The organism is Tistrella sp. (genome assembly GCF_002684955.1).
Classification (GTDB): Bacteria; Pseudomonadota; Alphaproteobacteria; order Tistrellales; family Tistrellaceae; genus Tistrella; species Tistrella mobilis.
The window spans coordinates 23538-33550 of the sequence record NZ_NYWI01000062.1; the positions used below are offsets into that span (position 1 = coordinate 23538).

The 10013-nt window shown below is 62.5% G+C and carries 9 protein-coding genes; 7 read left to right on the forward strand and 2 right to left on the reverse strand.

What is annotated here, in order from left to right:
* Nucleotides 1-49 precede the first annotated feature (49 nt).
* The 4 genes from CMO28_RS19555 (at nucleotide 50) to CMO28_RS19570 (ending at nucleotide 4844) form a co-directional block, all read left to right on the forward strand.
* Entirely contained in the window at nucleotides 50-925 is an 876-nt protein-coding gene (locus tag CMO28_RS19555) for a phasin family protein (protein ID WP_296715964.1), read from the forward strand.
* A gap of 278 nt (nucleotides 926-1203) precedes the next feature.
* Entirely contained in the window at nucleotides 1204-1548 is a 345-nt protein-coding gene (gene clpS / locus CMO28_RS19560; RefSeq protein ID WP_014744106.1) for an ATP-dependent Clp protease adapter ClpS, read from the forward strand.
* A complete protein-coding gene (gene clpA, locus CMO28_RS19565; protein ID WP_322111386.1) occupies nucleotides 1548-3953 on the forward strand; it encodes an ATP-dependent Clp protease ATP-binding subunit ClpA in 2406 nt (801 codons plus the stop codon). Before clpS ends, clpA begins: the two co-directional genes overlap by 1 nt.
* 249 nt (nucleotides 3954-4202) lie before the next feature.
* On the forward strand, nucleotides 4203-4844 hold the full coding sequence (locus tag CMO28_RS19570; RefSeq protein ID WP_296715967.1) for a hypothetical protein: 642 nt from the start codon (nucleotides 4203-4205) through the stop codon (nucleotides 4842-4844).
* On the opposite strand, the gene CMO28_RS19575 is transcribed toward CMO28_RS19570, so the two are convergent.
* Both CMO28_RS19575 and CMO28_RS19580 read right to left on the reverse strand, forming a co-directional pair.
* Nucleotides 4777-5445, reverse strand: a complete 669-nt coding sequence (locus tag CMO28_RS19575; protein WP_296715968.1) for a DUF6445 family protein — start codon at nucleotides 5443-5445, stop codon at nucleotides 4777-4779. The two genes, CMO28_RS19570 and CMO28_RS19575, sit on opposite strands and share 68 nt — an antisense overlap.
* Before the next feature lie 507 nt (nucleotides 5446-5952).
* Entirely contained in the window at nucleotides 5953-6525 is a 573-nt protein-coding gene (locus CMO28_RS19580; protein ID WP_296715970.1) for a helix-turn-helix domain-containing protein, read from the reverse strand.
* A gap of 537 nt (nucleotides 6526-7062) precedes the next feature.
* Here CMO28_RS19580 and CMO28_RS19585 point away from each other — a divergent pair.
* The 3 genes from CMO28_RS19585 to CMO28_RS19595 all read left to right on the forward strand — a co-directional run bounded on the left by CMO28_RS19585 (nucleotide 7063) and on the right by CMO28_RS19595 (nucleotide 9856).
* A complete protein-coding gene (locus CMO28_RS19585) occupies nucleotides 7063-8805 on the forward strand; it encodes a transposase domain-containing protein (protein WP_296715972.1) in 1743 nt (580 codons plus the stop codon).
* A gap of 71 nt (nucleotides 8806-8876) precedes the next feature.
* Nucleotides 8877-9629: an AAA family ATPase gene (locus CMO28_RS19590; protein WP_296715977.1), complete on the forward strand. Its 753-nt coding sequence runs from the start codon at nucleotides 8877-8879 to the stop codon at nucleotides 9627-9629.
* The gene (locus CMO28_RS19595; protein ID WP_296715980.1) at nucleotides 9626-9856 is read left to right on the forward strand and encodes a hypothetical protein; all 231 of its coding nucleotides are present in this window, start codon (nucleotides 9626-9628) and stop codon (nucleotides 9854-9856) included. The genes CMO28_RS19590 and CMO28_RS19595 overlap by 4 nt, the downstream gene beginning before the upstream one ends.
* The last annotated feature ends 157 nt before the right edge of the window (nucleotides 9857-10013 follow it).

Genomic DNA, 10013 nt, shown 5'->3' on the forward strand with positions numbered 1-10013 from the left:
GCCCAGGATCGGCAGCCCGCTCCACGCGGAACCGAACGGAGAGAGACGCATGACCACCCGCAAGACTCCCGGCACCGGCACCCGTGGCCGGACCACCCGCGGCACCGCGTCCGACGCGACCGGTACCGCCACGCCCAAGGTCGCCGCAACCAAGGCAGCCCCTGCCAAGGCGGCACCCGCCGAAACCGCGGCCGAGACTGCCGCCGAGGCGACCACGGCTGCGGCTGAGACCGTGACGGAAACCGTGCAGGCGGCAACCGACACCGCGGCCCGGACCGTGAAGGCCACCACCGAGGCGGCGGCAGAGGCAGCACCGGCCGTGACCGAGGCCGCTGCCGCGACCCCGACCCCGGCCACCCCGGCACCTGCAACCCCGGCCGTCCCCGCGATGAAGAGCGGTGCCGAGCTGATGGAAGAGATGGCGGCGATGGCCGCCGCCACCACCGCAGCCGACATCGCCGCCGAGGCGGTGCGCACCGCCAGCGCCATTGCCGAACGGTCGGCCAAGGCCGCCATGGAGGTGTTCGACGGGGTGAAGAAGTCGGTCTCGCCCGACGGCATGGCCGACGGCACCGCGATGCTTGAGGAGGCCAACCGGCTTCGTGAGCGGGCGGTCGAGGATCTGATGGAGGCCTCGAACGAGACCGCCAAGGCGCTGAGCGACGCCACCGACGGCATCATCGCCTTCACCCAGGCCCGGATCGATTTCGGCGTCAGCACCGCCCGCGAGGCCTTTTCCGCGCAGTCTTTCGAAGAGATGGCGGCGGTGCAGGAGCGCTATGCCCGCGGGCTGGTCGATCTTTATGTCGAGCACGCGGCCAAGATGTCCGAGGTCGGCATTCGTCTGGCGGGCGCGGCACTCGGCCCGCTGAACCGGCAGTGGCAGAACGCGTTTACTCCGCCGTCCGCCCGGCCGCGGGTCTGACCGCATCACAGCCTGCAAAGATCCGGCGCCAGGCCCCGCGGGGCCTGGGGCGCCGTCGTCCTGACCCGCAACCGGCCTGCCCGGTTGCGGGTCTTGTCGTTGCAGGGAAGCGACACCCGGACGGCCCCTTGAAAATTTCTCGGCCCCGCGTGCGGCGATAGGGCGACGCATCACTGTTTTCAAGGTCTTTTCCTGCCCGGGGCGAATCCAATATCCTCATTCCGAGGAAGGGTGCCAGGAACCTGATCGATTGCGACGGAATGGCCGAACACGACGGAATGGGCATGAGCGGCGAACGCAGATCCGATGACGACCGTCCCGGCTTCGGGACGGTGACGGAGGTCGCGACCCGACCGAAGGCGGCGACCCGAAAGCCGTCGATGTACAAGGTTTTGCTGCTGAACGACGATTACACGCCGATGGAGTTCGTGATCGACGTTCTGCAGCGCTTCTTCAGCAAGGGTGCGGAGGAAGCGACCCGCATCATGCTGCACGTTCACAACCACGGCGTCGGTGTCTGCGGCGTGTTTCCGTTCGAGGTGGCCGAAACCAAGGTCAACCAGGTGATGGACTACGCCCGCCGCAACCAGCATCCGCTCCAGTGCACGATGGAAAAGGACTGATGTCGATTCTTTCCAAGAACCTCGAGCAGAGCCTGCACCGCGCCTTCGCCATCGCGAATGCGCGGCGTCATGAATACGCGACGCTCGAACACCTGCTGCTCGCGATGCTGGACGATCAGGACGCCGTGGCCGTGCTCAAGGCCTGCGACGTCGATGTCGACCGCCTGCGTGTCGACCTGAACGATTTCCTGGACAACGAGCTGGCGAGCCTTGTCACCGACAGCGGTGTCGAGGCGAAGCCCACGATCAGCTTCCAGCGCGTCATCCAGCGCGCGGCCATCCATGTGCAGAGTTCGGGCCGGGCCGAAGTGACCGGTGCCAACGTGCTGGTCGCGCTGTTCTCGGAGCGCGAGAGCCATGCGGTCTATTTCCTGCAGACCCAGGACATGTCGCGGCTGGATGCGGTCAACTATATCAGCCACGGTATCGCCAAGGCGCCGGGCATGACCGAGAACCGCAGCGTCCGCGGCGCGCCGGTGACCGGCTCCGCCCAGGAGGAAGAGGCCCAGCGCGAGGCGCAGAAGGGTGCCCAGAAGGGCGCCGCCAAGGCGCTGACCAGCTATTGCGTGAACCTGAACGACAAGGCCAGGGCCGGCAAGATCGACGTGCTGGTCGGCCGTGACGGCGAGGTGGAGCGCGCGATCCAGGTGCTGTGCCGCCGGACCAAGAACAACCCGCTGCTGGTGGGCGACCCCGGCGTCGGCAAGACCGCGATCGCCGAAGGCCTGGCGCGCCGGATCGTGACCGGCGACGTCCCCGAGGTGCTGAAGGATGCCACCATCTACGCGCTCGACATGGGCGCGCTGCTGGCCGGCACCCGCTATCGCGGCGACTTCGAAGAGCGGCTGAAGGCGGTGGTGACCGAGCTTGAGGCCCAGGATCACGCAGTCCTGTTCATCGACGAGATCCACACCGTCATCGGTGCCGGCGCCACCTCGGGCGGGGCCATGGATGCGTCGAACCTGCTGAAGCCCGCCCTGCAGGCCGGCACCATCCGCTGCATGGGATCGACCACCTACAAGGAATTCCGCAACTACATCGAAAAGGACCGCGCGCTGCTGCGCCGGTTCCAGAAGATCGACGTGTCGGAGCCGACCCCTGAGGATGCGGTCAAGATCCTGAAGGGCCTGAAGCCCTATTACGAGAAGTTCCACGACGTCCAGTACACCGAGGCGGCGCTGAAGGCCGCGGTCGACCTGTCGGTGCGCTATATCCACGAGCGCAAGCTGCCCGACAAGGCGATCGACCTGATCGACGAGGTGGGCGCCGCCCAGCGGCTGCTGCCGCCCTCGCGCCGGCGCAAGCAGATCAGCGTCAAGGAGATCGAGGGCATCGTCGCCCGGATCGCGCGGATCCCCGAGAAGAGCGTCTCGGCGCGCGACAAGGACAGCCTGCGTAACCTGGCCGACAATCTGAAGACCGTGGTCTATGGCCAGGATCAGGCGATCGGCGCGCTGGCAAATGCAATCAAGCTGGCCCGGGCCGGCCTGCGCGACCCCGAGAAGCCGATCGGCTCGTATCTCTTCACCGGCCCGACCGGTGTCGGCAAGACCGAGGTGGCCAAGCGTCTGGCCGAGATCCTGGGCATCAAGCTGATCCGCTTCGACATGTCGGAATACATGGAGCGGCATTCGGTGTCGCGGCTGATCGGTGCGCCCCCGGGCTATGTCGGCTTCGACCAGGGCGGCATGCTGACCGATGCCATCGACCAGAACCCGCATGCGGTGCTGCTGCTGGACGAGATCGAGAAGGCCCATCCCGACCTGTTCAACGTGCTGCTGCAGGTCATGGACTACGGCAAGCTCACCGACCACAACGGCAAGACGGTCGATTTCCGCAATGTCGTGCTGATCATGACCTCCAATGCCGGTGCGGCTGAAATCGCCAAGGCGCCGATCGGCTTCGGCCGTGTCGACCGGGCGGGTGAGGATCAGGATGTGGTGAAGCGGATGTTCACGCCTGAATTCCGCAACCGTCTGGATGCCACCATTCCCTTCGGCCGCCTGCCGATCGAGGTGGTGGAGCTGGTGGTCGACAAATTCGTCAACCAGCTGGAGGCGCAGCTCGCCGATCGCAAGATCACGATCTCGCTCACCGAAGAGGCGCGGCGCTGGCTGGCCAATGCCGGCTATGACGAGGCGATGGGTGCCCGGCCGCTGGCCCGGGTCATCCAGGAGAAGATCAAGCAGCCGCTGGCCGAAGAGGTTCTGTTCGGCCACCTGGTCGATGGCGGCCATGTCGTCATCGATATCGAAGAGGACAAGCCGGTCTTCCGCTTCGAGGCCAACGAGCCGAAGCCGCGCGGCGGCCGCAAGGGAGGTGGCGGTTCTGGCCCCGATGCCGGGCCGGAGGATGGACATAAGCTGGATCCCAGCCGGGACGAAGTGCCGGAACCCGTCGCCTGACATCTCCGGTGCCTTTCTGAACAGCTGCACGGCCGCATGCGACGCATGCGGCCGTGTTTGCGTTCGGGGCCATGGCCGGCGAGGTATCGATGCGGGATCGAGGGGAAGCACTTGACCCGATGGTCATTTGCCGAATAACCTATAGCAGAAAAATGTCCGCACGGATGAACGTGTGACAGCGGCATGCCCGATCGCCGGCGGGGCATGCCGGGCCAGACCGCCGGGACCGTCGTCAGATCGGCACACCCCATGATTCCTGCGATCACCGCCGAAGATCCGCGTCTCGGCGACCCGCTGCCCCCAGGGCCCTATCGCCGGGCCGTCGTGCGGGCGGCCATTGCGGCCGGGACACCCGCACCGGTGCTTGTGCCGGCCCATGACAGCCGCGCCGCCGCACTCGTCTGGGCGGCGGAGGAGGGGCGGTATCTGGCACATCAGATCCGCGCCTGCGCGCTGCCCTGTGCGCCGATTCCGCTGGATCTCAAGCTGGCCCGGATGGCGGCGGAACTCGACCGGATTTCGGCCGTGCTGGATCCGGACGGGGTCGATCAGATGCCGCCGGCCGGGGGGCCCACGCTCTGCAGCGAGGGGCTGCTCGTCGCCAGCATGGTCCGGCTCAGCCTGCCGATCGCGGGCATTCTGCTGCGCTTCGAGGGGGTCGCGGGGCCCGAGGTGGCGATGGCGACCGAGACCCTGCGGGCAGGGCTTGGTCTGACGCTTGTGGTCATCGGCCCTGCCATGGAAGGCGGGCTTGGCCCCTTCGTCGAAAACGTGCTGCGCGAAACCCTGACGGCCGCCAGAAGTCAGGTCTGGCGGCGCCCGGTCAGCGTCGCTGCGACGGCGGCGTCACGGTCGGGCGGGCTGACGGGGCCGGCGTCGGGCCGGGCTTGAAGAACAGGATCTGGACCAGCCGGCCGTTTTCGGGGGCATCGCCGAAATCCACCCCGCTGGTATGCCACAGCCAGGGGCGGAACAGGATCAGCCGGTTGAACTTCATCGGCAGAACCGTGATCTGCTCCCATTTCGACCGGTCGCGGCCGTCCTGCTTCAGCACGGTATCCAGCACGTCCTCGCGGGTCGGCAGGCCGAACTTCTCCTGCGCCTCCTGATCGCTCAACGGTGCCCTGTCGCTGCCGCTGGCCTTGTGGCGGAAGAATTCCGTCCCGCCCTGCGCATGCTCGTCGAGGCTGAGAAACACGATTCCGGCCCAGGCGCAGCCCGGGTCGATATGGACCACCCCGGCGCGGGTATCCGAGGCAAAGGACAGCCGACACTTGCCATGCGCCATCTCGCGATTGCCGATCACCGGCTCGCGCAGGATGTAGCTGAACATGCGGTCGCTGTCGGGCGGCAGCATGAACTGCTTCGAATTCCGGCCTGGATAATAGATCTCGGGCCCCGACAGATGCGGATAGTCGAGCTTGAGCGCCTGCGTCCGCACTTCGAGCGGGTTCTCGTAAAAGTCGTCGACGACGATCATCGACTGATGCATGGCATGCGCTCCGCTGAAGCTTCCGGTTCGCGCGCATTCCACCATGCCCGCGAACCGGCTTCAACCCGCTCGCTCAGCCGCCGAACGTCCAGCCGCCCGGCAGGATCATCGCGGCCGAGGCGGCGCCCCCGGCCACGCCTTCCAGGGCGGCGTCGTCGAGTGCGGCATCATCCGTCCGGCGCCTCAGCCGGGGGATCAGGGCGCGCCAGTCGAATTTGAAGCCGCGGGCTGTGGGGGGACAACAGGTTTGCCAAAAGCCAAGGCGACAAATCCCTTTGACAACAAGGGGATATTCACACCGCCAAGACAAGAGGTTTGCCACCTGTGACACAAACAACGACGTACTGCCCAAGCGGTCGATCGCGGATAATTTTTATGTTTCAAGGGCTTGTGATAGCCGCCCCCATGTTATGGGCGCTCGACCTTGCTCTCATTCTGAGTGAGATGCAGAAGATACCCAAGGCGATAATACGAAGATATCGGCGTTCACCGTTAAGCTGGTGTCTTCTATTTTTTCTGCTGCCCATCTTCGTTGTATAATTCCTTTATTGATTTCCAGTTTTTAATGCCCTCTGCCTCAGCGACTTTCGCAATAAAATCTGCCATTTCCATGTGCTTATTCTGAGAAACACTCCTCATCAAATCTATTGAGTTCTCATACTCTCGCATCATAGCGGCGGCCAGAAGTCTATAATGTTGCAGGAGATCATCAACGCTATCTCCAAATCCAACACTTTGAAATTCTTTGATTGCATGCCTTAGGGCAATAGAAAGAAGATCAAACTCACTATTTATAAATCTGTCCAAACTCAATTTAAATGTGGGTCCGTCATTTTTATCGCCAGAAATGATATAGTTAAGGTCAACAGAAGATTTGCGCGCGGCATTTATGCAATGCCAAATAGGTATCGAACCTCGCCGCCGCCAGGACGATAGAGTTGTCTTCTTCACGCCCAACCATTTTGCAAGGGCGCTATCGCTGGCCTGGGCGTCTTGCAAGCCTGCTAATTTCATGCGGCTGAGCACGGCATCCACATCAACTTGATGAACAGGCGAGGGATGATCGTCAGATGAACGCATATTGCAAACCTACCTGATGACGCGCCTTGATCTGAACGCATAATGCGTTCATAGTGCGTAGCGTGATGCCACAAGGTTCTAGCACGCTCATGCATACAAAGCACCCGAAACTCGATAATGCGCTCTATCTGAGTGCACGCGCTCATTTGGTTGCTCAGGGCACATCCTTGAACAGGTGGGCCACAGATCACGGCTTTCCTCGGCAGACTGTCGAGAAAGCGCTTAAGTACGAACGAAACGGGCCAAATTCTCAAATAGTCAGAGAGATGATGCGGGCTTTCATCGGGGGTGGCGATGAGCGGTCCTGAATACATAGACGCTAATAGTCTTTGCGGTCTGCCAGCTAAATTCCTCAAGAATGGTACCTTCCCGCTCGATCCGAGATGGACACGAAAGGTTGTCAAGGAAACATTCCGGACTTGTTCCCAGATCCCCTCAAATGGGGGGCGACGCCTTGTTGTCGCGATGTCTGAGTTACCGGATGAAACGCGGGCGGCACTTCGCTTGCGGGAATTGGGCTTGGCAGAGCCGGAGGCTATGAACTCTGCCATCTGGCAATCCTTCGAGGCAGCAACCCCAAAACTACGCGAACGTGCTCGTGCTCGGTTTGTGGCGGTACGCAAAGTGCGTTCATTCGTTGATCAGGGTCAGCCGCTGGCCTCTGCTTATGAGGCTGCGGCTACCGAGACCGGCCAGAATGTCTGGACCGTGCAGCGAGCGTGGCGCGCTGTCCAGGGGCTGCCCTACTGTGACTGGTTGCCAGCGCTGCTGCCAAACTATGTACCCGGCGGCCGCCGGGCAGAAATGAGCGACGATGCATGGCGATACTTCATCGGTCGGATGGCAGAAGGTAGTGATCAGCCTGCCGCGGCAGCCTATCGTGATCTTGTCAAGGCAGCGAAGCGTAAGGGATGGGCCGTGCCGTCGCTCAAGACCCTTCAGCGGCGTTGGAAGCATGAATTCGGTGCAGCCACTAAGGCCCAATTGACCTCCGGCCCCAAGGCAGCCGATGCGCTCTTCCCGGCCATGCAGCGCAGCGTAACGTCTCTGGCCGCGCTCGATGTGGTCAATCTTGATGGTCGGAAGGCGGACGTATTCGTTCGCTGGGAAGATGGTGAAATCGGCCGACCTGTGGTCATCGCACTTCAGGACGTTTTCAGTCGCAAGATGCTGGGCTGGGTCTATGCCAAGAGTGAAAACGCCGATGCTACCAAACGGTTGTTGCTGAAAGTCATGCGGGAACATGGGCGTTTCCGCAAACTCCGCACCGACAATTCTCGTGCTTTCGCATCCCGGAAGATTTCCGGTGGAGCGCCGAACCGATTTCGATGGAAAGTGATCGAAGACGAGTTGACGGGGCTTCTGCCGCAACTTGGTATTGATGTGGGTTTCGCCTTGCCTGCCAATGGTCGGGCGAAGCCGATCGAGCGCGCTTTTCGAGATCTGGCGTCGGACATTGACCGCCGTCCAGAATTTCAGGGCGCTTATTGCGGCAATGCGCCCGACGCAAAGCCTGAGGATTTTACCGGAACACCTGTCGATATCGCCTTGTTCCGCGAGATCTACGACGAAGGCATGGCGTCGCACAACGAACGATCAGGCCGGCGCACTGAGATCGCTTGCGGACGCTCCTTTGATCAAGTGTTCGCCGAAAGCCGCGCAAACCAGCCCGACCGGCCGCTCCTGCCCGAACAGGAACGGTACTTCCGGTACGAAACCGCCTATCTCAAACCAACGCCGCAAGGGGCGATCCGTCACCAGGACCACATGTGGTTCTCACCAGAGCATCAGGACGTTCTCTTGCGATATCGTCAAGTTGGCGATGGCAAAGTGAGAGTGCTGTTCGATCCCGACAACCTTTCCGGCGCGGTGATGGTTGAGGACAAGGATAGGCGGCTTCTGGTCGCTGCACTGCCGTGCCTGCGAAAAGGACGGTTCGACAGCACGGAGGATGCCCGTGCCTATGGGCGCGCGAAGTCGCAGTATCGCAAGGCTGCAAAACGTAAAGCTGAAGCGGTGCGGCGCATGTCACGGGTAGAACTCGCCGCAATTGACGCTGAAGCTCGCGCAGCACGGACCAGTACACCGGCGCCGACATCCAATCTGGTCGAGCCGGCTTTTGGTGTCGGTCCCAAGCGCCCCAAAGCTACTGCGCTCGAACCCGCATCTCTACGACCTACGCCAGAGATGGAGGCGAATTTCAGAAAGACCCTCGACAGGATGGAGGCATATCGCCGCGAGCACGGCGCGCCGACATCTCGTCGCAGGCTAGGGGCCTGAGGATGCTGCAACATCCTCAGGCCCGGTGCGCGGGCGCGAGCCCGCATCTCTCATGGGGAGAGGCCCAAAGCATGCCGGAAGTGATCGAAGAACCCAAGATCGACTTACACCTGTCTGGAACTCTGGCGGGAAGCCACGCCTTCGCTATGACCACCGTCGCCGACGATGTGATGGATGCCGCACGTTGGGCGCAGACCGGTCCGGACCTGAGCGTTGTGGTTGGTGATCCAGGGATCGGCAAGACGGAAGCGTTGCGACGCTACACGCTTGATGCCCCCAATGCCTGGATCGCAACGATGTCCGCTGAAGGGGAGAAGCCCCTTGCTGCTCTGGAAGAAATCTGCGGTGTACTTGGCGTCACCCCGGCCGGATCGCCGTCGGCTGTGCGCAGGATCATTATCCGGCGTGTCCGGGACACTGGCGGTTGCATTCTAATCGATGAAGCACAACACCTCTCGACAGAAGCCCTCGATACTCTCCGGACAATCCACGACGACGCAGGCATAGGATTGGTTCTCTGCGGCAATGCGCGGCTGTGGGAACGCGTCTGCCTGCTCTCTCAACTCCGTAGCCGCGTCGGTCGACGTGTCACACTTGGCAAGCCTGGGCGTCAGGACGTGGGCGTTCTCGCGTCGGCACTCGGTGTGGAAGGGCGCGGCGAGATCGATTTTCTGTACACGATTTCCCAGCATCCCGGTGGCTTACGGTGCGTGGTCAAGACTGTCCGGCTCGCGGTCGCCTATGCGGGTGGCGACGCGTCCTTGATCACGAAGCAACATCTCGGTGTGGCCTGGGCAAACCTGTCCATGGGAGACGTGTCATGACCGAGTACCGCGCCATCCCGAACCATACACCGCACGACATTCTGAGCGATATCCGCGAGAAGTCGGAGCGCATCAACCACCTCACCTGGGCAGCTCGTCATATCGTCCCTGATCGGCTGTCGATCAACGACACAAACGAGAAGCTGGTGCTCTTTCTTGAAACCGTCGCGATCCTCGCGGATGACTATACCCGCGAGATCACGCAGATGATCGATGGTGTCCTGTGATCAGCAAATCGAAGATCGCCATCGTCCAGGTCGCCCGCCGTCAGCTTCAGCTGTGCGATGACGACTATCGGGCGATCCTGGCCGGGTTCGCAGGCGTTCAGACGGCCTCTGACCTCGACGACGAGGGGTTCCATGCCGTCATGGCACGGTTCGAGGC

Coding starts and splice junctions, on each gene's coding strand:
- CMO28_RS19580 (WP_296715970.1), bottom strand. CDS start 6,525: ATGCGTTCATCTGACGATCATCCCTCGCCTGTTCATCAAGTTGATGTG.
- clpS (WP_014744106.1), top strand. CDS start 1,204: ATGGGCATGAGCGGCGAACGCAGATCCGATGACGACCGTCCCGGCTTC.
- CMO28_RS19595 (WP_296715980.1), top strand. CDS start 9,626: ATGACCGAGTACCGCGCCATCCCGAACCATACACCGCACGACATTCTG.
- CMO28_RS19555 (WP_296715964.1), top strand. CDS start 50: ATGACCACCCGCAAGACTCCCGGCACCGGCACCCGTGGCCGGACCACC.
- CMO28_RS19575 (WP_296715968.1), bottom strand. CDS start 5,445: ATGCATCAGTCGATGATCGTCGTCGACGACTTTTACGAGAACCCGCTC.
- clpA (WP_322111386.1), top strand. CDS start 1,548: ATGTCGATTCTTTCCAAGAACCTCGAGCAGAGCCTGCACCGCGCCTTC.
- CMO28_RS19590 (WP_296715977.1), top strand. CDS start 8,877: ATGCCGGAAGTGATCGAAGAACCCAAGATCGACTTACACCTGTCTGGA.
- CMO28_RS19570 (WP_296715967.1), top strand. CDS start 4,203: ATGATTCCTGCGATCACCGCCGAAGATCCGCGTCTCGGCGACCCGCTG.
- CMO28_RS19585 (WP_296715972.1), top strand. CDS start 7,063: ATGAACTCTGCCATCTGGCAATCCTTCGAGGCAGCAACCCCAAAACTA.